Here is a 25,745-nt window from a genome sequence, read left to right on the forward strand (position 1 = left end):
GTTGGAGAATCTGTCGGCGCCGGTGTTGCCGTCGGTGTTGGAGAATCTGTCGGCGCCGGTGTTGCCGTCGGTGTTGGAGAATCTGTCGGCGCCGGTGTTGCCGTCGGTGTTGGCGCCGGTGTCTGTGACGGAGAAGCCGTAACCTGTTCCCCTGTAATAAAAATTGGGTCTTTCTTATTCCCAGTTGCAATCTTGCCAGCAGTACCGCTGTCGTTGTCCTCATAGGCGGACCCGACGCCGAAAGTAGCGCCTCCGTGGCTAATGCTGATACCTCCACCATTATTACCGTTGTTCCCTGTCGTGGAGGCGGAAATGCTGCAACGTTGATCCGAACACGACTCGTTGTTTGAGCTTGCGATCAAGCCTGTAGCTCGGAAATAACCGCCGGCTGTAATGGCAATATCTCCTCCTTCTGTTTTGCCTTCGGTGTTGATATGGGTTACTACGATGTCGTTGCTGGCGTTGAGGGTGACTTGACCGCCGTTTTTGCCTGTGGCGTCTATGGATCCTGTTTGAATGTTGCTTGAGGGTCCTACAGTTTCAACGTCTCCGGCGTTAATAGTAACGTTTCCGGAGTCGCCGTTTTTGTCGCTCGACCCTGCGTTGATATTGCCTGTTTCTACTTTTCCTGTCTCGCTGGTGACGTTGATGTTGCCGCCGTCGTTGTTGGAGCTGGAGTTGAGATCGCGAGTGCTAATGTCGCCGTTAGCTTTTAGGGCGATCGCGCCGCCTTGGGTGGTCAGGTTTGTGCTGACTGCAACGCTGTTGGCTGCTTGAATTTCGATCGCGCCGCCTTCGGGGGCCAGGTTTCCGGTGACTGCAACGTCCCCCGCAGCTACTACTCGGTTAGCCGGGTTAGACGCCGTGAGTACCACTTGACCGTTGTCCAAGCTGAGGCCTGTAGCGTTCGCTTGACCGATGCCTGTGAGCAGTTCGGGCAAGGATGCGATCGGCAATCCCGAACCTGTGCTGCTCGTCCCTGAAGCCTGGATTTCCAAACTTAGCAAACTGTTTGCCTCGCTGACGCGCACTAAATTTGTCCCGGGGACTGATGCTAGGGTAATTTGACCGTCTGGGGCCGAAAGGCTGCCGGTGCTGACAACGGTGCCGCCGAGCAAGGTTAAGTTCCCTGACTCGACTGTTAAGTTTGCCGTGCTGATAATTGCCCCTGCTTGAGCGCCTCCAAAAGCAAAGGAAGTGGGCGCCCCTGTCAGAGATGTGTAGTTGGGAGTACCGACAGCGTTAAAGAACAACGAGCCATTACTACCAAATCCAATACCCGTGGCGGTGGTTGCTGTGAAAGAACCCGGCACGTCTAAGCTGGCCTTGCTGCCAAATATAAGGCCGGATGGATTCATCAGAAACAAGTTAGGATTGTTGCCGCCGCTTACTTTAATTAAGCCGTTAATAATCGAGGGGTCGCCCCCGTTTATGCGCCCTAAAATGTTTTCAATTTTGGAGTATGAGTTTGATAGTTTAAAGAGGGCAGTCTCGTTTTGCAACAAGCCGAATTGTGTAAAACTGTGGAAGAGATTTTTTCCCTTGTCCGAGGTTGTTCCGCCTTCAATATTGAAAGTTCCGTTTTGGCCTGCGGGAGTGCTTACTGTTGTTCCCGTTCCCGTGGGGCCCGTCTCTGGCTGAATGCTTTGAGCTTCGGCTTTTGCTTGCAACAAGTAAAGATTTATTAAGATCATTGGCAGAGAAAGTGCCAGCGATCTTATTCTTCTTTTAGAGATAAAGCTTGCCTGTAATTGAATATTTTTGGGGGTTTTCATAGGTTTTTAATGGGTAAAATATATCAATACTTTGGACGGTTTTTGATTCCCAACCTTAGAATAAGGGTTTCAAGGCTCCAAGGAATCGAGCTACCAACGGAAAATCAAGGGTTTCAGACTACGAACTAAAAACAGTCCGGACTATTGATACATAATTAACAGAGATTAGGTAAAGAAACCCGGTTTTTCAGAAAAATTGGGGTTAAAGTCTATATTTATGAAGCTACCGGGTTTCGGAATGCAAGTGCGATCGAGAGTCAATGAGGAAAATTTCCTTGTAAAATTTGCCTCTGCATTTGCAATTCCCCGATCGTATCTTCTCCACAATCTAAGTATAACTCGCAATGCCAAGAAGCTGTATCTTCGGCATGACCTAAAAAAAACGGCTTTCCTAGACGCACTCCGACGCCTAGAAACCTGTTGTTTTTTATATGAGTGAGAGTTTGAACGAAGTATGGCGGTTTAAAAAACCGGTTTCTGCGCCCAAAACAGACGCTTGAAAAATCAAGGTAAAAAAATTTTTATAAAAAAAAACGCATCTACAATTGCCGACCATTAAAATTATGACAAAAATAAGCAGTCCTGGACGCAACGGGCACAGAGAGTAGGGCGCGTCAATCGATTTTAGATTTTAGATTTTAGATTTTAGATTGATCCCACGGATAAATGCGGGGGCTTGAGGATTTTCGATTTGCGATTTTGGATTGATTCCACGGATAAATCACGTGGCGGGTACCATCAAGAAATTCTTGGTCAGGAAAGATCGATTGCTTCTCGATCCCTGGACGCAGAAACCGAGTTTTTGTACGCGAAAATACTTAGGTGCAGTCCCAGGTTTAAAAAACTCGGTTTCTTTGGTAGTCCTGGACGCAGGGGTGCATAGAAACCGGGTTTGTTAACGAAAATAATTCGTTGCAGCCGGCAGAAACGATAAAAAAACCCGGTTTCTGTAGTCCCTATGCGTAAGTCTTGTTCTTGCTTCTTGGTTCTGGCTTCTGGCGGTTGTCTTTGGGTTTTAATCTGCGGCCCCGTTGCTGTTTAATGGGCTGTCCGGGCGGATTTGTGGAATGATTTAAGAGTTAGTTGGGAGAAGTTTGGACGGTGGGCGAGGGACTGGGTGAAGCAAGCCTCGGTGAAGCAGGACTCGGAGAAGCAAGACTCGGTGAGGGATTTGGTGAAGGAGTGGATTGGTTGGATTTTTTGAGACCCACAAAAGCGTCGTAACGGGTGGTACGATCGCCAATGACGGCGGCTGTAACGCCGATCGACCGCGTGGCGTCTATCCACATTTTTTGGTTGGGAGGAAACTCCGGCAAAGCTAGGTTTTTCGGGTTAAACGCACTCTCGGTGTCGATGAAGAAATTGCCGTTGTGGGGTGTAAGTTGCGATCGTACAGTTTTCTGAAACAGTTCGCTGCTTAAAAGCGGACTTTTCGGTGCCGGAACGATCGCATCAACCACTGGAGCTCCTACTGCGATAAACGCTACATCGTTCATCCAGCCGCGAGTTACCGTAATCCCTCCAAACGGCGATGTCCATTTTGTCGCAGGTTTGCCGCCGACTTTAATTTCCTCAACTCTAAACCCTTTCATTTTCATCGTTTCATCAAGCTGTTTCAGGGATTTGTTGGCTGCCCCCCGGTTGTTTGTTTCGACCATAAATACAAATCCGGCGGCAAATTTGTCTTTGGGATTCTGCGCCGGGGCTGGTATTAATGATAGAGAAAATTCTCCCGCCATCCAGTTCATCAAGTCTTTATCTAAATCCATGCCCGTAGTGGATTTTAAACCTGTGCGCAAAACTTGGGGATTAATCGGGGAAATCGGGTTCGCATCGGCTCCCAATACGTAGTCTTGCCACAAACGCTGCAAGTTGCCGCCGGATACCATCATTATTGTATTGTTTGGCAGGCGGTTAACCATTTTTAGAGCATTGTTTTCTACTGCTATCCTTCTGGTAGAATCTGGTTTTAGCCAAGAGACTGATTTGAATCCAATTCCTTCTGCTTCCAGCGTCGCTGTGGTGGCAAATCCCTGATTTTGTTGCAGTTTTTCGAGGTTTTGGGCCGAAATTTCGCGGGCTGAGTTGGCGGCGGCATAGGCGGCGGCAACGGGCATATTGACGTAGATTTGACCGAAGGCGCCCGGACTTTTTATTTTTTCTATGGCGTCTGCATAGCCAGGGGTTTTTGCTAGGGAAGGTTCGCCTTTGTAGGTGTCGATTATTCTGTCTGTAGCGCTAGGATCTGTGGTGACTGCTAGATAGTTTGTGCCGAGTACCGCGACTGAGAAATTGCGATCGGGTACGCCTTGAGTTTCTGTGACTTGCACGCCTTTATAATTACGCTCAACTATTTTTCCTTGGCTCAGAGGTCTGGGTTTTGCTAATAATTCTTTGGCTTTGATCGGGTTGGCAATTGGCAGGATAATTGCCACTGACTGTTGAATTGGCGGAGGCGGGGGCACATTGGGTGCGGGCGGGGGGACTGGTATAGCTATTTTGTTGCGGAGAAAGGCTACCATTGCTGTGTTACCCACCCAGGGTTGAATGTCTTGCCCGTAGGCGTAGCCGTTGCTTGTCAGGAGGCGATCGCGCATTTGGCTTAAAAACCTCTCAAAGGAAGCTTTTGACTCGGGCGTGCCAAACTCTCGCAGTTTATTCCACTGCGATTCATCGGTGCTGATGGATAGGGCCATCATCGTATCTTGCGGGACAACGGTTGCCCCCGCCGGCAAATCTTTGGCGGAGCCACGGGAGAGGACGAGGTAGTAGGTGACAAAGCCTAAACCGATCAGAAGTGTGGCGGCTCCGATCGTAAACAGCAGGGAAGATTTATCTTTCTTAAACATTATTCGTAAGGTTCGGGTGCTCGCAACATCATAAATTATATTGGGGATGGGGCATGGGGGATGGGGCATGGGGCATGGGGCATGGGGGATGGGGCATTGGTAATTTGTTGTTTTTTATTTGTTATTAGAAAAACTACTAACCAGTAACCACTAACCACTATAGTCCTAGACGCAGAAACCGTTTTTTTACTAAATACTGGATTTGAGCGTTGAATCCTGGTAAAAAACCTGGTTTCTTTGGAATTTACGCATAAGCCCTACACTAACTACTCCCGAGCCCCAATTCCCGATGCCCGATGCCCGATGCCCAATTCCCCGATGTTAGTTTCTGGCCTTAAAGTCTTTAAAGATAGTTTGAAACGAGTACATCAGCCGATGCACATCGTTTGTGGCTCTCGGAAAAATGTTGAGTTCCCATTTTTTGCGAGCAGTAGTTAACAGTTTTGCTACGGGTTGGGAGTAACTGTTAGAAATGAAATAGCTGCCGCCTTCATAGCGAATATCAGACGCTAATCCGATAAAAGCACCAGCCATTTCTAGTTTGAGTTCCGAGGTGCTGTGTTCAGATTTTACTGCTAAAATTACCTGCGAGTGCCGGGGTTCGCGGTTGAGCACGCGGCAGATATTAGCTTCTTTTTGGTACAAAATTAACACGTTGCAGTTGTGCAGAACTCCGGCTCTACCTTGGACTTTCACTCCTAGGTGAACTTCCAAAGCTGGTTTGTCGGGAAATTCCACAACAGCATGAGTGTATGGATGTGCAGTTCCGTGGATTTTTCCCGCCGTTTTTCTAAATGTTAAATATTTCGGTGTTTCGTCGTCTAAAACATTGTTATAATAAATATTACCCCCTTCATTAGCAACTGCTTTTAACAGAATAGTGAATAGGTAAGCGTCAAAAATTCTGGCTTGTTCTGCCACTCCGTTGAAATCAGGATCGAGCGAGCTTTTTAATTTGCTTTTAATTTCGGAATTTGTGGCGTAGTTGCTCGGCCCGGAAGGCAGTTTTTCCAGCAAGTGCTTGAGGGCGATCGCCTGTTTGTGACGGGGGGCTGTGACGCTGGAAGTAAACTCGATTGTTTGGGCTGATTCTGCACCTGAATTCGCAAATGTTATTTTTGTGCCGAGGGGAGAGGTTTCTGATTCTACTTTCAAGAAATAAGCAATTTCGTCTTCCATTTCGGAAGTGTTCACAGTCGATTGCTCCACAGCATCAATTAACAGCAAAAGTTGTTCTTTTGCGGTATAATCTTCTATCTTGAGCAGGGGTGTTTTTCTTTTGAGCGATCGCTCTTCAATTACTTTGCCTATCTCTACAGTATCCGCTACTTGTTGAACTACCCAACCCAAATTAAACTCATTCAGAATTGCCGCCAGTTCTTGATAGAGTTTGGCGTACTCGATCTCGTCCATAATTGTTTCTGCAGTGCATACTATTCTGATTATACAAGCAGATTTGATTTTTTTGTCAATGGCTGGTGAGCAAGTGCGCAGATTGCCTGTAATGGCGGATTGGCGGAGTGTTCGAGTGTTCGAGTGGGGAAAATCTTTGTCTTGGCCCAATATCCATCCGTTACATCCGTTAAATCCCGTACACTGCTGGTTGCCGAAGTTCCTGCTGCTTGAGAGAGACAATTGGGAGTAAGCTATTCTACGACATTTGTAGCGATCGAACTATGGCAACTATCAACGACAACTACCTCAAACTCAAAGCTGGCTACCTGTTTCCCGAGATTGGGCGCAGGGTGAAAGCTTTTGCAGAGGCGAATCCCGAAGCGCCCATCATTCGGCTGGGGATTGGCGACGTGACTGAACCACTACCGGAAGCTTGTCGCCAAGCGATGGTGGCGGCGGTGGAAGAAATGGGTTCGCGGGATACTTTTAAAGGATACGGCCCGGAACAAGGTTATGAGTGGCTGCGGGAGAAAATTGCCGAGCACGATTTCAAGTCGCGGGGATGCGATGTTGATGCTTCGGAAATCTTTATTTCTGATGGTTCTAAGTGCGATTGCGGCAATATTCTCGATATCTTTGGCAACAATAACACGATCGCAGTTACCGATCCTGTTTATCCGGTGTATGTAGACACTAACGTGATGGCCGGGCACACGGGAGATGCGAACGAAAATGGCGAATACGGCGGCTTAGTTTACCTGCCAATTACAGCGGAAAACAATTTTACTGCGGAAATTCCCACGGACAAAAAAGTCGATTTAATTTACTTGTGTTTTCCGAATAACCCGACGGGGGCAACTGCAACTAAGGAACACTTGCAAGCTTGGGTAAATTATGCTAAGGCTAACGGTTCGATTATTTTCTTCGATGCGGCTTACGAAGCGTATATTACCAATCCGAGTTTACCGCATTCTATCTACGAAATTGAAGGGGCGCGGGATTGTGCGATCGAATTTCGTTCTTTTTCCAAAAATGCTGGTTTCACGGGTACTCGCTGTGCGTTAACAGTTGTACCGAAGACGTTGACTGGAAAAGCAGCAGATGGTTCCGATGTCGAAATTTGGAAGCTGTGGAACCGCCGCCAATCTACTAAATTTAACGGAGTTTCTTACATCGTGCAGCGCGGTGCTGAGGCGGTTTATTCTGAGGCTGGCAAGGCACAGATTCAGGCTTTAGTCAATTTTTACATGGAAAATGCTGCGATTATTCGCGAGAAATTGACAGCGGCGGGAATCGAGGTTTTTGGTGGCGAGAATGCACCTTATGTGTGGGTGAAAACGCCTCACGGTTTGTCGAGTTGGGATTTCTTTCAGAAGTTGCTGGAAACTTGCAATGTGGTGGGAACTCCGGGTTCTGGTTTTGGTGCGGCGGGTGAGGGTTATTTCCGCATTTCGGCGTTTAATAGTCGGGAGAATGTGGAGGAGGCGATGAGACGGATTGTGGAGAAGTTTAAGGTGTAAAAGGGCGAGAGATAAGTCTTTCTGGGGCGGGCAAGATGCCCACCCCACAAGAAATTTGATGTGTTGTGGAACAGGCATCTTGCCTGTTTCTTTGGGCGGGCAAGATGCCCACCCCACAAGAAATTTGATGTGTTGTGGAACAGGCATCTTGCCTGTTCAAGTGGGTGGGCATCTTGCCCACCCCACAAGAAATTGATAAGTTGTGGAACAGGCATCTTGCATGTTTCTTTGGGCGGGCAAGATGCCCACCCCACAAGAAATTGATAAGTTGTGGAACAGGCATCTTGCCTGTTTCTTTGGGCGGGCAAGATGCCCACCCCACAAGAAATTCATATGTTGTGGAACAGGCATCTTGCCTGTTTATGAAAATAGTAAAAAATGTGAGTTATAATCTAAAATGATTGTGGGTCAGGGTTTCAATAAAAAAATGCAAGCTAACACCAGGAGTTTATTATGCACTTGCTACGAGTTCAAGTTCCTGATTTTCGCGGTTTGAAAAATATAGACATCTCTTTTGAAAAGGACTTTTTTCCTAGTATTTTTCCGCTAGGTAGTCAAAATGGCGGCGGTAAAAGTACCCTATTGCAGTTGATTTTTGTATTGCTACATTGTTCCGGTAATTATAATAAAAAAATATTTTTAGAAAACCTGCTTCATGGATTTAAAATTTCTGATGAGGAAGACAAAAGAGTCTTAGCGATCATTGATATTTGGGATGGAAAAAAAATTGTCAAACTTCAATTTATCTCTCACAGAAATCTTTCTATAAAAGAATTATTGCCCTTAGATATTAAAAATGAAGCTATCGATGAAGCTGCTCTCAGTTTTTCGGGATTAAAACAATTAGAAATACTTCAAAATAATATTGATTATCTTGAATCTCAAGATATGGACAGTTACGATGAAATAATAAAAGCTTGTGAGAAATTAGAAGCTCTTGAGGTAATTTATAGGGGAAGTATTGAATATTTAAAATCCCAAAATATGAAATATATCTGTAACTATTCAAGTGACAGAAATTCCAATCATCATCAAGATGAAGCTTTACTCTGTCATATCAATAATATAAAGGGCAAAGAAGTAGGAGATTTTTTTAAAAAACTGTCAAATAAAATATTTTTGGCAGCTCCTTCCACACAAGTTTTTCTATTTCTTCCGCCGGATTCTAGAAGACTATTATTTAGCAACTCAAGTAAGGAAGATAAGAATTATTACGGGATACTCGAATCTGCAAGATCTAAATTAAATGGGTTGTTTACCTATGACTTCCTTGCTGTAAAGCTACTTATTAAATCATTTAAAGATGCTCGCGATCGCGATTTCAGAGAAGCGATAAAAACTGGTAGCTACGGGAACAGCTATCAATCTCTAATTAATGACTTAAATCTGCTATTAGGCAATAAAAGGATAAATTTAAATGAAGATTTTTCGGGAGTCAACTTTCAATTGTATAATAATGGTGAAGCTATAGAACTATATCCCGAAGATTTAAGTCACGGCGAACTCAAAAGACTCAGCATTTATATATGGCTCAAGTCCCGCAACATAAAAGATGCTATTGTTTTGATGGATGAAGTTGAAATTGCTTTTCATCCTGATTGGCAATATCAAATTATATCAGACCTCCAAGAGTGGGGGCCCAGCAATCAATATATTCTGGCAACTCACTCCTACGCCTTGTGTGAAGCTTTGACACCAGCTCACGTTAAAGAAATCGAGCCAAAACTGCTCAAACAACAATCTAATATTACAAATGAGTCTTAGTCCAGAACAGCTAAAAAAACATTGCGAGGCAATTCTTCAATCTCCCAGAATTAAAAACAAAATTGTGGTATTGTGCGAAGGTGATATTCGCAAGACGCAGGGTAGAGAGTCACCTCAATCTTATAAAGCAATGGAGCAAATGCCTGATGCCAACTTTTATAAGGCTTGCGTTCCGACATGGTGGAGACAGAAGCGACCGGAATTTTTCAACTGCGGCGATCGCAAAGATGTAATAGACACCTACTTTACTCTTTCAATATTACACGAAAAGGATACCACTAATTCATATTTAGATCCCGATCGACTTTTTGCAATGATAGATTTAGATTTGCAACTGCAAACGATCGACAATTATATTTTTACAGATACAGAAGCAATTTTTCGGGATCTTTACGAAAAATCGCAGGTGAAAGAGCAAAATGCAGCACAGCACCGGATCTGGATTACAGGTTTGATTCATAAAGAAGCATATTTTCTGACACCTGAACTTCAACCAATATTTGACAATTGTTGTAACAAGCCGATTTATAAGCGAAATCCTGCGGTACTCGCAAGTATTTATCTGGATATGGCTGATGCAATTTGTAGCGACTTGGATTTACAGAATAACCTACAGAGAGCCTTCGCTCGCATTAGTTACTGTTCTGGATTGGATTGTACTGAAGTTCAAGCATTTCAGGCTTCGTGGAAAGAGCGGTTTCAAAATGCTGTAGATGAAACGCATAAGAATCAGTCGATCGCAGTTTTGCTGACAATTAAAAAAGCTAAAGATTATTGGCATCAAATTAAGCCATTTGGTGACTTTAGCCGGGAAGATTGGGTATTTAGAGAGCAACTCTCGTTAGAAATTGGGAGATTTTATTCAGAGCAAAGTAGCGATGTTAAGTATCATATTCCTTTTTTTTTCAAAACATTGTATGAGTTCGTTTAAATAAAACACATCGATTATAATGTTTCATTTTCTATCCCTCAGCATCGCTGGGATAACCAAATTGATCTGGCAACTCATCGACAGTAATTTGCAAAAGCTTTAACAATTTCTTGAACTGAACTGGCGTTAGCTTCGGTACAGATCGCCCCGATTCCCAGTTGCTTACCGTCATTTCCGTAACTCCAAGTGCTTTTCCTAGCTGTTTTTGAGTCATAAACCGCTTAACTCGGAGTCTCTTTAGTGGCGATCGCTCGAATTTTTTAAACATTTCCATAAGCTAATTGACCCTGACCGTAAATTGATTTACGCTTACCCTAAATTGATTTACGCTTACCCTAAATTGATTTACGCTTACCCTAAATTGATTTGCTCTAGGCAAATACAGAAACATCAGATAGTATTGTTTTAACAAATTGTGCTTTACGGAAATAGCGGTCTTTTCTTTAATTAGAAATTGTACGCGGTTTTACCGTTACAAAGCATCAAACCTATCCAAAATTATTAGTCAAAGCTATGTTGCAAGATTCATCATCGAACCAAACATCGCCCAATGTTTTAACCAACCAAACCTTTGAGGGCGATCGCGAAGCAGTCCGTCACGTCATCATCGGTTCGCCGCTGGGGGTACGCCGAACTATCCACCAACTGCACGCATTGCGCTACGAGGAAGCTGTTCGTTGGACTCATCCGATCGCCATTCCCGACAATCGCATCATTATTACACCCGACCAGGGAGAAATCATGAGTCTGTTAGTCAAATTAATCCGGCTGCAATGAAGCCATAAATGTGCGAGCGATGTTTCTAGAATTGAGTCAAAAGTGCGATCGCGAATCTCTTCTCGTTGCCCGTGCTACACTCAAGAGATATCTTGTATTCTTATCAATAACAGGCAAGATGCCTGTTCCACAAAGAATGAGTTTTCTTGTGGGTAGGCATCCTGCCTGCCCTTGGCACAAACTTAACAACTAGCTCGCAATTCAGCTTATGATTGTTATCACCCCCGTCCTAAAACCCGTTAGCCAGATAACGCTTTCTCCCGGTAGTGTCGTAACTATTCCCAATATAACTTGGCTGGAATTTGAGTCGATTTTGCAGGAATTAGGAGAAAAGCGAAGAACTAGAATTGCCTACAGCAACAGTACCTTAGAAATCATGGTTCCCTTACCCGAACACGAAAGGCCGAAAGATTTAATTTCCGATATTGTAAAAATTTTACTCAAGTCAGCGGGCAGAAGATATGAACCCTTTGGTTCTACTACTTTCAAACGGGAAGGTGCAGCAGGAGTTGAACCTGATGCTTGCTTTTATATTCTAAATTATCAGCGGATGATTAACCGCCGCCGACTTTTACCAGACGATCCGCCGCCCGATTTGGCAATTGAAACGGATGTTACTTCTAAAACTAAGATCGATGCCTATAAAATTATTGGAGTTCCAGAAGTATGGGTTTATGACAGCGGCAGACTTCGCATCTATTTGCTGCAAGATGGAGAGTATGTAGAATCGGATATGAGTCCGAATTTTCCAGAAATCGCGATCGCCCAACTTATCCCCACTACAGTAGAACGTGCTTTGCAGGTAGGAAGTTGTCAAGCGCTAGAAGAATTTGAAAGTGCGATCGGCTAAACTCCTAGGATTCTTTACGCGCTTCGCATCCGACAAGCTTTACCAACTGAGAGGTTTTAATTAGCCATCTCGTACCATCCAAACCAGCATTCCCAAAATTTCGTCCACCGGAGGTAAGGCATAGTCATTAAGATCGATCGATACAATTTTTTCCTCTAGTTTGAGAAATCGCCACTGCGTGCCGTTACTGACACTGCCATAAATAACTGAAATTGGTTTCCCCTTCGCTTCATTAAACTTCTGCATTGCCACCATTTCTGCAACGCACTGTCCAATTCCTGTCTTCAAATCAGCTTTTTTAGCCTCAACAACCGCCACTGCGGGTGCTTCAATCTCCAACATTTCTGCAGAACGACTAATCAAATAATCACAAATCCCGTTTAGTCCACTTTCATAATCAACCGTAAAGTCTTCTCCCGAAAACAAGCTAATATTCTGCTGCAAAATCTTCCTGACTTCCAGCAGTACCGGAGTAATAATCATTTCCGATCGAGCTTTTTCGCTACCTGTGGCCACAGCTACGGGTAAACTATTCGCCAAAAAATCTGTCAGGGTTGCACTCGGATCGATCGGAGTTGTTTGCGGTAGAAATCGCGGGCCTTCTACAGTTGTTAATCCAAAGGCTTGTTTAACTTTGATAATTGAGGTGAACTCGCGATAACACATCGCTCAATTTATCCTACTACTTATTACTGCAAAATTGTCAACCCCTAAAGGTCGATAAATTGTATCTCTTTGCTGATAACTCCGGCCCAAAGAACTAATTGCATTTTGCAAATCTTCGACAGATTGACAACTGCCGCCAACCGCACCGGCCATTGTAGTAATGTGCTCTTCCATCAAAGTGCCGCCGATGTCGTTGCAGCCCCATTTCAGCGCTTCAGTAGCTCCATCTAAACCTAATTTTACCCAACTCGGCTGGTGATTGGAAATCAAATTTCCCAAGAAGATTCTCGATACAGCGGTGAGTAACAATGTATCTGCTAAAACTGGTTGGTCGCGGCCGACTCGACTCCGCAAAGGTGCCGGTGCTTCCTGTCCGACAAATGGTAGTAAAATAAATTCTGTGATGCGTGCCCCATAGTTTTGGTCGATCGCACTTTGTTGGAGCGATCGCACTTTTTCTAAATGCAAAACCTGCTGTTGGGCCGTCTCAATATGCCCGCAAAGCATCGTACTCGTTGTCGGCAAACCCAGACGGTGAGCCGTTCCCACAATTTCCAGCCAACTTGCCGAATTTAGTTTTTCCGGGCAAATCACCCGTCGCACAGAATCGTCGAGAACTTCCGCCGCCGTTCCCGGCATCGAACCGACTCCCGCATCCTGCAAAGCCGAAATTACATAGCTGAAACTAAGATTATCTCCTCTGGCAATAAATTCTATTTCTTGGGGCGAAAAAGCGTGCAAGTGCAACTGAGGAAACTTATCCTTAATAGTTTTCACCAATTGCAGATAATAAGGTAAAAATGCGCCGTTGAGCTTAGCTTGAAGATTTAAGCCGCCCTGCATACAAATTTCCGTCGCACCCCGCTGCACTGCATCAGTTGCCTTTTCCTGAATTTGAGCTGCATCTAACCAAAAAGCGCCCTCATCTCCCTCGTCGCGGCGGAATGCACAAAAACTGCAATGCTGCTCGCAAATGTTAGTAAAGTTAATATTTCGATTTATAACGTAGGTGACTGTATCCCCTGATTGTCGGCGGCGGAGCAAATCAGCGGTTGTTTGAATAGAAGCTCGCGCATCGGGATCTCTTTGCTGCAAAAGTACCAAGGCTTCTGCGGAAGAGATATTATAACCTTGTAAAGCTCGATCGAGAATTGCATCCACAGTTTTTTTTTGTTAGCTAAGCTACAGAATTGCTGCCTATAATTAAGGCTTTTTTATATTTTAACAAATCAACTCTAGACGAAACAGATTCTAAAGTCTAAAGTAAAGTCATCAAAACATCTTTTATATTTCTATAAACGGGAATTATGACCATCAAGCAATCAAATCAGGTATTGCCAGTGCCGTCTGGGCCTTTGGAAATTCCTGCTGTAGAGACTTTCAATTCAACTTTTACAGACGCAGGCACACCGCCAATTTATTTTTCCCTGGTCATTCCCACCTACAACGAGTGCAAGAATGTCAAGAGTATTGTGGAAAAATTGAGCCACTTGCTCGATGGCAGCATTCCCGGCAACTACGAATTAATTGTAGTCGATGACGACAGCCCCGATCGCACCTGGGAAGTTGCCCAGTCCCTGACACCGGAATATCCGCAGTTGCGGGTGATGCGCCGCGAACACGAGCGGGGACTTTCCACAGCGGTAATTCGCGGGTGGCAGGCCGCTCGGGGCGAGGTTTTGGGCGTCATCGATGCCGACTTGCAGCATCCCCCGGAGACGCTGTTGCAGCTTTTAGCAGAAATTCAGCGGGGAGCCGATTTGGCCGCTGCGAGCCGCCACGTCGCCGAGGGCGGGGTGAGCGACTGGAGCATTGTCAGGCGATTTTTATCGCGGGGCGCTCAAACCCTGGGGTTGGTGATCCTGCCGGGAGTGGTGGGCCGAGTTTCCGATCCGATGAGCGGCTATTTTATGGTGCGTCGCAGTTGCATAGCGGGCAAAACCATGAATCCTGCTGGTTACAAAATATTGATTGAAGTGCTCGGCAGAGGCGATATCCGCTGGATTGGAGAAGTTGGTTACGTGTTTCAGGAGCGGCAAGAAGGCGAGAGCAAAGTTACCTGGAAACAGTATATTGACTATTTGCGACATTTGCTTCGGTTGCGGTTTGCCCGGTGGCCGATGGGCAAGTTTCTGCGGTTTGGCCTTGTGGGTTTCAGCGGCGTGTTTGTGAATATGGGGGTTTTGTACGTGCTGCGGGATATCCTCAATTGGGAGCTGACTCGCAGTCTGATCGTTGCTGCTGAATTCGCAATTATCAGTAACTTTTTGTGGAATGATTTGTGGACTTTTGGGGATATTTCTAAGCGGCAGCCAGGAAAGCGCCAGCAATTGAAACGGCTGTTGAAATTTAATACGATTTGCTTGATGGGTTTGATTTTGAATGTGCTGCTGGTTAATTTGCTGTTTAATATTTTTGGGATGAATGAATATTTGGCTAACTTAATTGCGATCGCGGCTGTGACTCTGTGGAATTTCTGGATTAATATGAAGTTGAGCTGGCGGGTAACGGATGTTGATTAGCTAATTGGTAAGGGGTAAAGGGTAATCGGTATTTGGTAATTGGTGATTGATAATTGATAAAATGATTGATGGCTAATGACTAATTACTAATTGCTCTTCTTCCCTATGCCTTTGAATGACTGAATTAATGATTAAGAACAAACAACTGTTGTTGCTATTGCTGTGGACGGCGATCGCCTTTATTTTGCGCTTTGCCAATTTAAACTCGAAACCGCTGTGGACAGATGAGTTTTCTACTCTAGTTTTTAGTTTGGGCAACAGTTTTCGAGGGGTGCCGCTCGATCGCGCGATCGACCTTTCTACATTATTACAACCGCTGCAATTGGATCCCGGTGCTGGCATTGCAGATGTCCTCAACCATTTGCTGCTAGAAAGCAACCATCCACCAGTGTATTTTATGCTCGCCCACTGGTGGATGCGACTCTTTGGGCCGACCGAGGATAGTTTAGTTTTGATTGGGCGAGCTCTTCCTGCATTATTGGGCGCGATTTCAGTTCCAGCTATCTACTTTTTGGGCAAATTTGCTTTTAGTTCTCGTTTAGTCGGTCAATGTGCGGCCGCGATGATGGCAGTTTCTCCCTACGGCATTTATCTCGCTCAAGAAGCTCGCCATTATACTTTAGGAATCTTATTAGTTATTACCTCTCTTTTTTGCCTCGCCTTAGCTGCAAAAAAGCTGCAACAGCGCGCTCCCCTGCCTATTTGGGCGGTGCTGCTTTGGGTACTTGTTAACTGTTTGGGAATTGCGGTTCACTACTTTTTTGCACTGACTTTGTGTGCCGAAGCAATAGCATTAATTGCTGTAATCTGGCAGCAGTTTAAGGGAAAGTTGCCAATTGACAACAGCCAGCAGCCTAATATTTGGCAGTTTCAAATCCTCGGGAGGCTTTTCTCCGTAGCGATGGGTACTTTAGCAGGCGGTTTAGTTTGGCTGCCGGTATTTTTGTCAAATAAATACGGCAGCGAACTAACTAATTGGATTGTCAGCGGCGATCGCACATTTTTAAATTGGATCAATCCGATTTTTCAAGCTTTAGCTGGATGGATCACTGTCATGTCTCTGCTGCCGGTGGAATCGCAAAATTTGGCAGTAGTAGTTGTATCGGCGATCGCCATGACAATATTTTTTATATTGGTGCTTCCCATCCTGTTTAGCGCTCTTAAAAATTCCTTAACCACGCCCGATACTCGTTTAGGTACTGTTATTTTCGGCGGATTTGTGCTCGGAGCAATTTTCCTATTTTTCAGCTTTGCATATATTCTAGGGATTGACCTAACTCGCGGCGCACGATACAATTTCGTCTACTTTCCGGGGGTGATATTGCTTTTAGGAGCAACTTTGGCGGTTATTTTTAACACACCTACAGCCAAAAGTCAATGGTTTAATTTACGGGCGATCGAAGTTCCGGGCAAAAAAGCAGTGGTGCTAATTTTAGCAATGGGTTTTTTTAGCGGTGTCACAGTAAATTCCAATCTCGGCTATCGCAAATATTACAAACCAGACCTTTTAATTCCGATTATCCGCGAATTATCGAAAGTTCCCGTGTTAATTGCCACTACTCAAAAGACTCATGTAGAAATAGGAGAGTTGATGGGGATAGGGTGGGAATGGGAAAGAAGGAAGAAGGAAGAAGGAAGAAGGAAGAAGGAAGAAGGAAGAGGGAAGAGGGAAGAAGGAAGAGGGAAGGAGGAGGATGTTAAAGCATCGGATTATCCACAGTTTCTTTTGGCTAATCAGAGAAGGGAGGGGCCGGAAATAGCGGCAGGGACACTTGACAAAACACTCAGTCAATTGGAACGTCCGCTTGATTTGTGGTTGGTTAATTTTCGCGTACCTGTCAATCTAGCAGCACAAAAATGTCAGGTTGAATCGGGCGAGTTGCCTGCGGTGGATGGGTATGAATATCAAGTTTATCATTGTTCCTGATTTGGCGATCGCCCGCAGCTAACGTCCGACTGAGATGTTGCACCATTGTCAGCAACAGGCAAGATGCCTGTTCCACAAAGAGTGAATTTCTTGTGGAACAGGCATCTTGCCTGTTCATAAAAGCACTGCGCTGGGCGCACCTTACCGCTATCAATACGATCGAGACTGTTCAATCAAACGCTAAGAGTCAGCGGCCAAATGTTTAATTAAGACACTCATCACTTCACCTGGATTCTGAGTTGGGACAAGCGGACTCCAGTCAGAAACGCAGGCAAAATTATCGCGGTGAAAAGAATGAATGACGCGGGAAACAACAGGACGAGAACTGATAAGGAAGATTTTCAAGAGTTCTCGGTTAACTGAAGTTTGCAAGTTTGGTTCTTTAGCAGGGGGCTGATTGAGTTCGGTAGTTGGATTTTCTGGCCCAACCTCGAAAGCAAGTATTAATTCGGTATTGGGTAGCATTTGCCGGATGACTTTCAGGGAAGATTCTGCTTCGCTGCGGCTGCGAAATAGCGCGACGGGTAAGCGCTGAAAGTTGGGCAGGAGTCGGTAAATAATCCAGGCATTCGCAGTTTCTGGGGTGTTCATGGCTGTATTGTAAATTGGGTATGTTTGCCCATAGAAAAGTGACAGACTTGCACTTTATTGTGAGCGCGATCGAACATCGCGCTACTTCAATAAAGATGCGTCCTAGTTGATGATTTTTCCTCGATTGCCTCAAGAGATATCGGAAACTATATCGTGTTGGGCAATAACGCTATGTTAGCTCGAAAATCAACTTTTAGATTGAGTTATTACATAATTTAATTCCATTAGTTAAAGGTTCAAAATAAGCGCTTAAAATAGGCGGTTAAAATAGGCTACTCAAAAGCAATAACAATCATAAATAAACGTTAGACAATGCCAAAAACCAACAATTCAGCTCAAAATTAATTTAAGTTTTCGCACCAGTACACGGCACTGCCGTGTCCCTACTTCGTCGGTGCGGCGATGGGAAAAGGGAGACGAACCTACGATGACTGTTCGGCAAATGAGGGATTTTTGCCGTTTGGTGGGGGTATGTTTTGATGACTTGCCGGATTATCTCAGTCGGCGAGTAGATGAGGAAGAGCCATAGGGGGATAGATTGGTCGATCGCACTTTCGATTAAAATAATTAAAAAAAGTGCGTTAGCGAAGCTTTCCGCAGGAATCAACCTTTCATTTCAGTACAAATTTTGCGGCAGAGGTAGCCGCTCCCACTTTTAGTAACTCTCAGGATGCTCAACTTTCTGATTGAATTAAATCGCCTGCAGGTGGATGTCGTTTTATAACTTTGTCAGCGGCCCGAATATTAATGACTCTCTCTCGATTTAAGACTAATGCTGTAACTGTAGCTCGTCCAATTGGAGTCAAACCAACTATTGATAATCTATCCGCCGACCAAATAAAATGTTCGTTCCAACTATCTTGTCGGGGGTTAAACAACGGTACTTCTACGTCTGACTGAGCATCTATCGCTGTAGTTTTATCAGATTTCTTGCGGTTGCAGTGAAAGCAAGCTAGTGCCAAATTGTCAATATCGTTAGTCCCACTTTTAGTTAAGGGAATGATGTGCTCGATAGTAAACTCTACGTACTGCCATTGTTCGGAGGCATGACAATATTCGCACAGACAGTTTGCTCTCTGACGAACTTGATTTTGGATATTTTCAGGGATTTGACGGCGACCGGACATTTCTACACAGTAGGCTGAATCTGGCCCAAGAAAAGATTGCGGACAGTCCGATTGACAAAACTGAGGTAATCGTCGATTTCTTCGTAAAGATTGAGTTCTTGTTCTTCGTCAGGATTGAGAGGTAAATTTTGTTGTTTGTCTAACAGTTCTTCTATGCGATTTTTGACAGTTGTGGAGGCTCTAAACATGGGTATACCTTCCACTAATTCAATGCGAACCGCTCCTTCTAGGGGTAGAGTATCGCGTAGGTTTTCCAGTTGTGGCAGGATTAGCATAGTTGTGGATTTTATGGGTTTCCGTCTTGATTATATCAATAATTCTCAAGGGTAACTCAACCGATCGCACTTTCGATTAAAATAAGTGCGTTAGCGCAGCTTTCGGCAGGAATCGCACTTTTTTCCTCAGTCGCAACAGTATAAAGTGCGATCGCTCTTGCGTTTAGCAAAACTGCTAAAATTACATCACTCAAAAATTAAAAGATAAAAAACATGACTTTAAAGGCAGTTTTTAGTCTTGTTAATAAGTTTTATATCTCCGAAAAGTTACGGTTGATTAAGTGGATGGTTCCTGAGATATAGCAATCCTAAATGATTATACTCGTTACCAGGCTCTGCCTGGTAACTCATATCCGGAGGCTCTGCCTCCATTGTCGCAGCCGAGGCAGAGCCTCTGGACATCGGTTCCCAGGAAGAGCCTGGAAGTTAATTGTGGGGTTTATGGGCTGATTTGGGAATTGCACCATCGGCTGCTGAAATAGATGAAGTTCGCGGGTAAAAATGGGCGAATTTTCCCAGGCAGGATTTTTAATGTTGCGTGCCGTAGCTGATAATTATGCAGTTATATCGAGTGTCAATACAATTTGGTAAAGCGGATATTTTTATAAAGTAGGCTGAATCTAACTGAAGCAGCGGGCGATCGCCAAATCTACTTCGCAAATATCGCACATCAGCCATAAATAACACCTATTGCTAACGATCGATCGCTACGATCGCCTAAACTGGGAAACAACAAGCTTTTAAGTGCGATCGCGTATGTCCAGATTTATACAAAATTGGCTGCTACCATTGCTATTGATACTCAGTAATGGTTTCTTGGGTTGGCTGATCAACCAACTGCCCGATAAACAGGACTTAAAAATTGAAGACCCTATCATAATCATACTGACAGTAGTGTGTCTCTTGGCACTTTTTATCCTCGGTGCTATATCCAGTCAGTCTCAGCCGAGTTCAACGCCTGCAAATCAAAATTGGGTTCTTGGTTTTTTACCCCTGCTGGGAGGTGGCATCCTTTTCGCACTCTTGAAGGGGAACCACGTAGCCGCCGAATTCAACCCAGCAGTTTTTTATACATCTCTCATTCTGTTTGGCTTGGGGACTGTGCTCCCGCCTGTACTGCTTTTACCGAGACAATGGCAGAACAGGTTGGTATGGTTGCCGCCCGGTTTGGGACTGGCGGTAACGTTGTATTTCATACTGAGGGGCGAATGGACAGCAGGGTTTTTGGCTTTGGTTCTGACTGTAATTTTGATGCTGTTTATCCATGCCATCAAGTTCCTCATCCCAGTTACGAACCAGCTTGCACCGAAGTTTAGGGCAAAGAGACAGCAACTTGCAATTAGTTTTGCAGACGGGATTGGGAATAAATTTGAAGATTTTACCTCATCTTTTCAGCGGCAATATTACAAGGGTTTGACTTATATCTGTCGAGACTATCAAACACAGGGATTGGATACAGACCGGACCCTGAACTTGGAAAAGGTATTTGTGCCACTCAAAATTGCTGTAACAGAGGCAGCGAATACAAGTCACAAAATGATTCAGCCACCCAAGGATGAAACAAATAACTCAAATGAAACACAAATTTGGAATTTTTTAGCAGAAATAGATAAGCAGCCGGCATTTCGGCGCATGGCAGTTTTGGGCGCAGCCGGTTCCGGGAAAACTACCCTTTTGAGATATTTAACGCAGATTTATGCTACAAAGCAACAGCGGAAAAAGCATCCGAAAGCGCCGAAACTGATTCCGATATTGTTGTATCTCCGAGATGTGCGTCAGGAAATTGTGAATAATAATCAACTCACTCTGGCAGAGTTAATTACTCAGCAGGTACAGAAGCAGCAGCAAAAATATGAACTGGAGAATCCACCGCCTAACTGGTTTGCCAAAAAAATACGTCAAAACAAATGTTTGGTCATGTTAGATGGATTGGATGAAGTGGCAGATGAAACCCAGCGCCAGCAAGTAAGTCGTTGGGTAGACCAACAGATGCAGAGATACCCGGATACGCCTTTTATCTTAACCTCTCGACCTGTTGGCTATAAAACTGCGCGGTTGCAACAATATGTGACTGTCTTAGAAGTGCAACCATTTAACCTGAAACAAACGGAAGAGTTTATTCGTAGCTGGTATTTGGAAACAGAGGTAATAAGTCACCCTGGACAAGATGATGCGAGAGTACGGGCAGACGCTAAAGAAAAAGCTGATGATTTAATTAAGCGGATTAAGAATAGCAAACCTCTGGCGGACATGGCGGTGAATCCTTTGCTGCTAACAATGATTGCCACAGTTCACCGTCGCGGTAGTGCCTTGCCCGGAAAACGGGTTGACCTTTACAAAGAAATTTGCCAGGTTTTACTAGAAAGGCGACAAAGGGCTAAAAATATTGCGGATGCGCTAACAGCGACGCAAAAGCAATCTGTTCTGCAAGTGCTGGCATTTGAATTAATGCAGCAGAAAACTCGTGAGTTCAACCTATCCGAGGGAATTGATTGGATTACAGACACATTGGCAGATGTAGCAGGCAGTGGGGCGAATCCAGAGGAATTTATTCAACAAGTTCAGGATGTGAGTGCGTTGTTAGTGGAAAAAGAAGTAGGCGTTTATGAATTTGCTCACTTGAGTTTCCAGGAATATTTAGCAGCGGTTCAGATTAAGGAATCGAACCAAGAGAGTCTGTTAATCGGAAATATTAACAAGTCCTGGTGGGCGGAAACTATCCGTCTTTATGCAGCGCAGAGTAATGCTAGCAATCTGATTCGTAAAGTCTTGGGGATGCCATCTCCATCCGTTGAGGTAATGGCACTCGCCTATGATTGTTTGGAGGAGGGGTTGAGTGTAAATCCAGACGTTCGGCAACAACTGGAGCAAAGGTTAAACGCAGATTTGGAAAGTCGATGACAGAAAGATTCACCTTAGCAGCTAATGTTTTGTTATCCAGGCGCCTGCAAAAGCTACTGCGGATTGATGAGAATGTCGAAATTGACATGAGTTACATCACCTGCGCCGAATATCAGCTTTTTATTGATCAGAGGCTGAAAGCAGATGAACATCGCCAACCTGACCATTGGACAACTTACAGATTTCCACCAGGAGATGCCAAAAAACCTATTACTGGAGTAAGGTTCAGTGATGCTGAGGAGTTTTGTGAATGGTTAACTCAGAAGGAATCTGTACCAATATTTAAATATAGACTTCCAACTTTAGCTGAAGTAGAGGAGTATCCAGTTACAGAAAAACAAGTAGGATGCTGGTGTTTTGATGGAGAACAGCGAATCCTTGCAGGCATAGAAACTGGACAGAAGCAAACTTGGCAACAGAATTTAGCTAAAGTTTTGCTCCTCGACCGCGACCTCGACCGCGTCCTCGATTTCATCCTCTACCGGGTTCTCGACCGCGTCCGCTACCGCGACCTCTACCGGGTTCTCGACCGCGTCCTCGACCGCGTCCTCGACCGCGTCCGCGACCGCGTCCTCGACCGCGACCTCTACCGGGCCCTCGACCGCGTCCTCTACCGGGTCCTCGACCGCGTCCTCTACCGCGACCTCTACCCCGACCTCTACCGGGTCCTCGACCGCGACCTCTACCGCATCCTCGACCGCGTTATCGACCGCGAACTCTACCGCATCCTCGACCGAGTCCTCGACCGCGTTCTCAACCGAGTCCTCGACCGCGACCGCGACCACGACCTCTACCCCGACCTCTACCCCGACCTCTACCGCGTCCTCGACCGCGTCATCGACCGCGACCTCTACCGCGTCCTCAACCGCGTCATCGACCGCGACCGCGACCGCGACCTCTACCCCGACCGCAACCGCGTCCTCGACCTCTACCCCGACCGCGACCGGGATCTCAAAGCCAAAATTAAAGCTGTTGAAGCAAGCGAAGCGAATGATTTCCTGCTTTTATACTTCCTACTGCTTTTTGTTATTGTTATCTATCATGCCTTGTCAGCAACTTATGAGGTAATCTCCGAAAATAAAGAGGCACTCAATACTATTAAGTTAAGCCGTCAAGAGAGTGAAGCTATTAGAAGTAAGTATCTAGAGAGTTTCAATGAAATCTACCCAATTTATGTTTACTTGGTATTACTAGATGAGCGGCAAGCGGGTCGGATGCCAGCATGGGAGAGTATTCGGATTGTCAGGGAAAGAGTTGAGTAGCAGATATAGCGCCTGGATAGTAGGGACACAACACTGTTGTGTCCTTTGGCTGCGGAACACAGGATTGTTTGTGAAATAGTATTTTCTAATCTTGCCTGACACTATCGGGCACGCCCACCGTCGAAATACCCGATATCGCCCTTAAGTTTTGACACCGAATCAATTCGTTAAAATCCAAACTGCGCCCTTCAATTTGCGCCACAGCCTCGATCGCCTCCAGCAAATGTCCGGCCGCTTCCGCTTCGTTGTAACCGCGCCTTCCCGCTACTCTAATCGCCGCTTCGTCAGCATCTAACTCTACTTGGGAACTGCGGTTGTCGCGCCAAATTCGAGTCATGGCGAGTCCCGTCAAACCGCCCGCGATCGCAGTGCCGATCGCATCTCCCTGCAACAATTCTACAACAGTCCCGACAATTCCCGCCAGAGCCGCACCTTGATAAATATCCGGTTTAAACCACTTAAAACTGCACAGAAAACATACATTCCGCAATAGCAGTAAATCCCGCTGCGGCTTAGAAAGCAGCCGCCACCAATCAAAATTAATATAAATCGGGCGAGATTGATTCCAAGGCAAAGGAAAATCGCAGTCAATTACCGTTGATTGTTGTGGCTTATTAATAATTTTACACATCATGCGGCCGGAAGCGGGCATCACATCTAACAGGCGGCGAATTTCTGGTTCGGGATTCATAACTTTTTGGGTAATTGGTGGTTGGTTATTAGACCTATTGCATAAAATTTTTATTAATATGTCAACCGCAGATTAAAGGCAGATAAACGCAGATAAACGCAGATAATTTCTAGATAGTTTCGGAATGCTTGCAATTTGAGTCTAATCTGTAGGGACACGGCATTGCCGTGTCCTTTTCCCGCAGCTCATTTAAGGGCTTTTCTTGGAGTCAGATTTGGGAGATTCTTGAGCTTTCGGAGCCGCTTTTTCGGCCTTGGGTGAAGGCTTCGGACTGGGAATTGCTGGGGCAACTGACGGCTTTGAATTCGTGGCTGGGGATGGCAGCGGTTTGGGAGAATCAGGGGCTGTTAGCGGTGCAGCAGGGGCTGTCTTAGCGCCTAAAATGCTGGCGTCTCCGGTGTCAAATGTGCCGGCGATGCAAGCGATCATCATTGTAGCTAAGGTGCCGACAAATAATGCTTTCCAACCGAGCTCGGAAATGTCTTTGCGGCGGGATGGAATTAGAGCGATCGTGCCGCCGACAAATATGCCGACGGAGGCGAGGTGGGCGAAGCCGGAAAGGGCGTAACTGACAATTAAAACTGTACGATCGCTCACCAGTCCTTTTGCCCCCGCTTCTGCTAAACTTTGATAGGGCGGAATCGCTGTTTCTAACAACCTGCGACCGATAATTACTGACGCTTGCCAAGAGTCGTCTAATGGAACTCCTGTTAATAGCGTCAGGGGATAAAATAAGACTCCCATAATGTTGGCTAAGGTGACAACTTTGAACAAGTCACCAATTGGACTTGGCAAAATTGCCAGCCAGCCAAAGAATTGATTGATTAAGGAAACTAAGCCCAAGATTAAAATCAAAACAGCGGCAATGGCTACCGCCATTTTTACACCGTCCAAGGCGCCAACAATTGCTGCATCCAAAGGGCTGACTCGTTCGATGGGTTCTCCCCCCACAGTCTCTTGTTTCAATTCTGCGCCCTCCATTTCGGAAATTTCTTCGCCCACAAATTCGCTGCCTTTAGGCTTCGGTTCTTCCTTGGGAATGCCGCCCATTGTCAGGGGTACGCCTGTTTCCGGTACTAAGATTTTGGAGAGGACAAAACAAGCGGGAATGGCGATAATTGAAGCTGAAACTAAATGCCCTAAAATATTGGGAAAAACTGGCTTGAGAAAACTAACATAAATTGCTAAAGTTGAAGAAGCGGCGGTTCCAAAACAGCAAGAGAGGATTGCACAAAGTTCCGAACGAGTCATTTTCGGCAAATAAGGCTTGACGACAATTGCCGCTTCAATTCCTACGAAAATATTAGCCGCACCGCTGAGGGCTTCCGCGCCACTCAACCGCATTGTTCTATAAAAGATTTTGGCAAAAAATTCGGTGATAATTTGAATCACGCCGATGTTGTATAGCAAGGCCATGAGGCCAGAAAAAAAGATGACTGTCGGTAAAGCTCTAAAAGCAAAAATATATCCTAAATTAACTGCCGGATCTTTACCAGGTATCGGTACAACATTGCTCCCGAATACAAATCTCGCTCCAGCGTCAGCAGCGGTGAATACTCCATCCAGTAAGCCAGTAAACCACTCTAGGGCGATGCGAGTAGGGGGGAACAGGAATACTAAAAATCCTAAGACTAATTGCAGGCCAATGCCCCAGATGATGACGCGCCAAGGTATATACTGAACTTTGCGGTTTTCTGAAAAAACCCAGGCGATCGCACACAAGCCAAAGATGCCCAGAAACGAGATAAGATTGTAGATAGACATGAGCCTAGTCCTTGAAATAGTTCAGAATGCCGATCGACGGTTTGCACCACATCAGTTATACTATTCATCTGACGGCAAATGTTAAAAAAAATAACGGGCAGATGAATTACGCACTCAACAGCGTACTTATGTCATTGCTTAGGTCATTCCCAAGTCTG

The 25,745-nt window shown here is 45.2% G+C and carries 22 protein-coding genes; 9 read left to right on the forward strand and 13 right to left on the reverse strand.

Going from position 1 to position 25,745, the window contains the following annotated elements; translation table 11 throughout:
- The 3 genes from QUB61_RS10225 to QUB61_RS10235 form a co-directional block, all read right to left on the reverse strand.
- On the reverse strand, positions 1 to 1,775 hold a 1,775-nt coding region (locus QUB61_RS10225), incomplete at its 3' end, for a two-partner secretion domain-containing protein (protein WP_333189931.1).
- Positions 1,776 to 2,854: 1,079 nt separating this feature from the next.
- On the reverse strand, positions 2,855 to 4,624 hold the full coding sequence (locus QUB61_RS10230) for a DUF3352 domain-containing protein (protein ID WP_333130971.1): 1,770 nt from the start codon (positions 4,622 to 4,624) through the stop codon (positions 2,855 to 2,857).
- 321 nt (positions 4,625 to 4,945) lie between these two features.
- A complete protein-coding gene (locus QUB61_RS10235) occupies positions 4,946 to 6,037 on the reverse strand; it encodes a hypothetical protein (RefSeq protein WP_333130969.1) in 1,092 nt (363 codons plus the stop codon).
- A 263-nt stretch (positions 6,038 to 6,300) separates the two neighbouring features.
- Here QUB61_RS10235 and QUB61_RS10240 point away from each other — a divergent pair, with 263 nt between their 5' ends.
- The 3 genes from QUB61_RS10240 to QUB61_RS10250 all read left to right on the forward strand — a co-directional run bounded on the left by QUB61_RS10240 (position 6,301) and on the right by QUB61_RS10250 (position 10,234).
- Positions 6,301 to 7,539, forward strand: coding sequence for an LL-diaminopimelate aminotransferase (locus QUB61_RS10240; protein WP_333130966.1), 1,239 nt, complete (start codon positions 6,301 to 6,303; stop codon positions 7,537 to 7,539).
- 453 nt (positions 7,540 to 7,992) lie between these two features.
- Positions 7,993 to 9,303, forward strand: a complete 1,311-nt coding sequence (locus tag QUB61_RS10245; RefSeq protein WP_333130964.1) for an AAA family ATPase — start codon at positions 7,993 to 7,995, stop codon at positions 9,301 to 9,303.
- Entirely contained in the window at positions 9,293 to 10,234 is a 942-nt protein-coding gene (locus tag QUB61_RS10250; protein ID WP_333130962.1) for a hypothetical protein, read from the forward strand. Before QUB61_RS10245 ends, QUB61_RS10250 begins: the two co-directional genes overlap by 11 nt.
- 31 nt (positions 10,235 to 10,265) lie before the next feature.
- On the opposite strand, the gene QUB61_RS10255 is transcribed toward QUB61_RS10250, so the two are convergent.
- Positions 10,266 to 10,508: a helix-turn-helix transcriptional regulator gene (locus QUB61_RS10255; protein WP_333189933.1), complete on the reverse strand. Its 243-nt coding sequence runs from the start codon at positions 10,506 to 10,508 to the stop codon at positions 10,266 to 10,268.
- A 239-nt stretch (positions 10,509 to 10,747) separates the two neighbouring features.
- Here QUB61_RS10255 and QUB61_RS10260 point away from each other — a divergent pair, with 239 nt between their 5' ends.
- Both QUB61_RS10260 and QUB61_RS10265 read left to right on the forward strand, forming a co-directional pair.
- A complete protein-coding gene (locus tag QUB61_RS10260) occupies positions 10,748 to 11,011 on the forward strand; it encodes a hypothetical protein (protein WP_172186722.1) in 264 nt (87 codons plus the stop codon).
- A gap of 208 nt (positions 11,012 to 11,219) precedes the next feature.
- Complete coding sequence (locus QUB61_RS10265) at positions 11,220 to 11,861, forward strand: Uma2 family endonuclease (RefSeq protein ID WP_333130958.1); 642 nt, start codon at positions 11,220 to 11,222, stop codon at positions 11,859 to 11,861.
- A gap of 60 nt (positions 11,862 to 11,921) precedes the next feature.
- Here the strand turns inward: QUB61_RS10265 and QUB61_RS10270 are convergent, their stop codons facing one another.
- Together QUB61_RS10270 and cofH are read right to left on the reverse strand one after the other, a co-directional pair.
- Complete coding sequence (locus QUB61_RS10270; protein WP_333130956.1) at positions 11,922 to 12,527, reverse strand: hypothetical protein; 606 nt, start codon at positions 12,525 to 12,527, stop codon at positions 11,922 to 11,924.
- Positions 12,528 to 12,530: 3 nt separating this feature from the next.
- Complete coding sequence (cofH, locus tag QUB61_RS10275; protein WP_333130953.1) at positions 12,531 to 13,688, reverse strand: 7,8-didemethyl-8-hydroxy-5-deazariboflavin synthase subunit CofH; 1,158 nt, start codon at positions 13,686 to 13,688, stop codon at positions 12,531 to 12,533.
- Between the two features lie 146 nt (positions 13,689 to 13,834).
- Here cofH and QUB61_RS10280 point away from each other — a divergent pair, with 146 nt between their 5' ends.
- Together QUB61_RS10280 and QUB61_RS10285 are read left to right on the forward strand one after the other, a co-directional pair.
- Positions 13,835 to 15,049: a glycosyltransferase gene (locus tag QUB61_RS10280; RefSeq protein ID WP_333130951.1), complete on the forward strand. Its 1,215-nt coding sequence runs from the start codon at positions 13,835 to 13,837 to the stop codon at positions 15,047 to 15,049.
- Positions 15,050 to 15,176: 127 nt separating this feature from the next.
- Positions 15,177 to 16,976: a glycosyltransferase family 39 protein gene (locus tag QUB61_RS10285; RefSeq protein WP_333130949.1), complete on the forward strand. Its 1,800-nt coding sequence runs from the start codon at positions 15,177 to 15,179 to the stop codon at positions 16,974 to 16,976.
- Here QUB61_RS10285 and QUB61_RS10290 read toward each other — a convergent pair.
- The 5 genes from QUB61_RS10290 to QUB61_RS10310 form a co-directional block, all read right to left on the reverse strand.
- The gene (locus QUB61_RS10290; RefSeq protein ID WP_333130947.1) at positions 16,964 to 17,149 is read right to left on the reverse strand and encodes a hypothetical protein; all 186 of its coding nucleotides are present in this window, start codon (positions 17,147 to 17,149) and stop codon (positions 16,964 to 16,966) included. The two genes, QUB61_RS10285 and QUB61_RS10290, sit on opposite strands and share 13 nt — an antisense overlap.
- Before the next feature lie 7 nt (positions 17,150 to 17,156).
- Entirely contained in the window at positions 17,157 to 17,567 is a 411-nt protein-coding gene (locus tag QUB61_RS10295) for a hypothetical protein (protein WP_333130945.1), read from the reverse strand.
- A 674-nt stretch (positions 17,568 to 18,241) separates the two neighbouring features.
- The gene (locus QUB61_RS10300) at positions 18,242 to 18,694 is read right to left on the reverse strand and encodes an HNH endonuclease (RefSeq protein WP_333130943.1); all 453 of its coding nucleotides are present in this window, start codon (positions 18,692 to 18,694) and stop codon (positions 18,242 to 18,244) included.
- A gap of 2 nt (positions 18,695 to 18,696) precedes the next feature.
- Positions 18,697 to 18,969: a hypothetical protein gene (locus QUB61_RS10305; protein ID WP_333130941.1), complete on the reverse strand. Its 273-nt coding sequence runs from the start codon at positions 18,967 to 18,969 to the stop codon at positions 18,697 to 18,699.
- A gap of 56 nt (positions 18,970 to 19,025) precedes the next feature.
- Complete coding sequence (locus tag QUB61_RS10310) at positions 19,026 to 19,163, reverse strand: hypothetical protein (protein WP_333130939.1); 138 nt, start codon at positions 19,161 to 19,163, stop codon at positions 19,026 to 19,028.
- Positions 19,164 to 19,725: 562 nt separating this feature from the next.
- On the opposite strand from QUB61_RS10310, the gene QUB61_RS10315 reads away from it, so the two are divergent.
- Together QUB61_RS10315 and QUB61_RS10320 are read left to right on the forward strand one after the other, a co-directional pair.
- On the forward strand, positions 19,726 to 21,870 hold the full coding sequence (locus tag QUB61_RS10315) for an NACHT domain-containing protein (RefSeq protein ID WP_333130937.1): 2,145 nt from the start codon (positions 19,726 to 19,728) through the stop codon (positions 21,868 to 21,870).
- A complete protein-coding gene (locus QUB61_RS10320) occupies positions 21,867 to 23,132 on the forward strand; it encodes an SUMF1/EgtB/PvdO family nonheme iron enzyme (protein WP_333130935.1) in 1,266 nt (421 codons plus the stop codon). The genes QUB61_RS10315 and QUB61_RS10320 overlap by 4 nt, the downstream gene beginning before the upstream one ends.
- Positions 23,133 to 23,217: 85 nt before the next feature.
- Here QUB61_RS10320 and QUB61_RS10325 read toward each other — a convergent pair whose 3' ends face one another.
- Together QUB61_RS10325 and QUB61_RS10330 are read right to left on the reverse strand one after the other, a co-directional pair.
- Complete coding sequence (locus tag QUB61_RS10325) at positions 23,218 to 23,823, reverse strand: DUF3318 domain-containing protein (RefSeq protein WP_333130934.1); 606 nt, start codon at positions 23,821 to 23,823, stop codon at positions 23,218 to 23,220.
- 189 nt (positions 23,824 to 24,012) lie between these two features.
- Positions 24,013 to 25,587: a nucleoside transporter C-terminal domain-containing protein gene (locus tag QUB61_RS10330; protein WP_333130932.1), complete on the reverse strand. Its 1,575-nt coding sequence runs from the start codon at positions 25,585 to 25,587 to the stop codon at positions 24,013 to 24,015.
- Positions 25,588 to 25,745 lie beyond the last annotated feature (158 nt).

Origin of the sequence: Microcoleus sp. C2D2, assembly GCF_036702495.1 — a bacterium.
Classification (GTDB): Bacteria; Cyanobacteriota; Cyanobacteriia; order Cyanobacteriales; family Microcoleaceae; genus Microcoleus.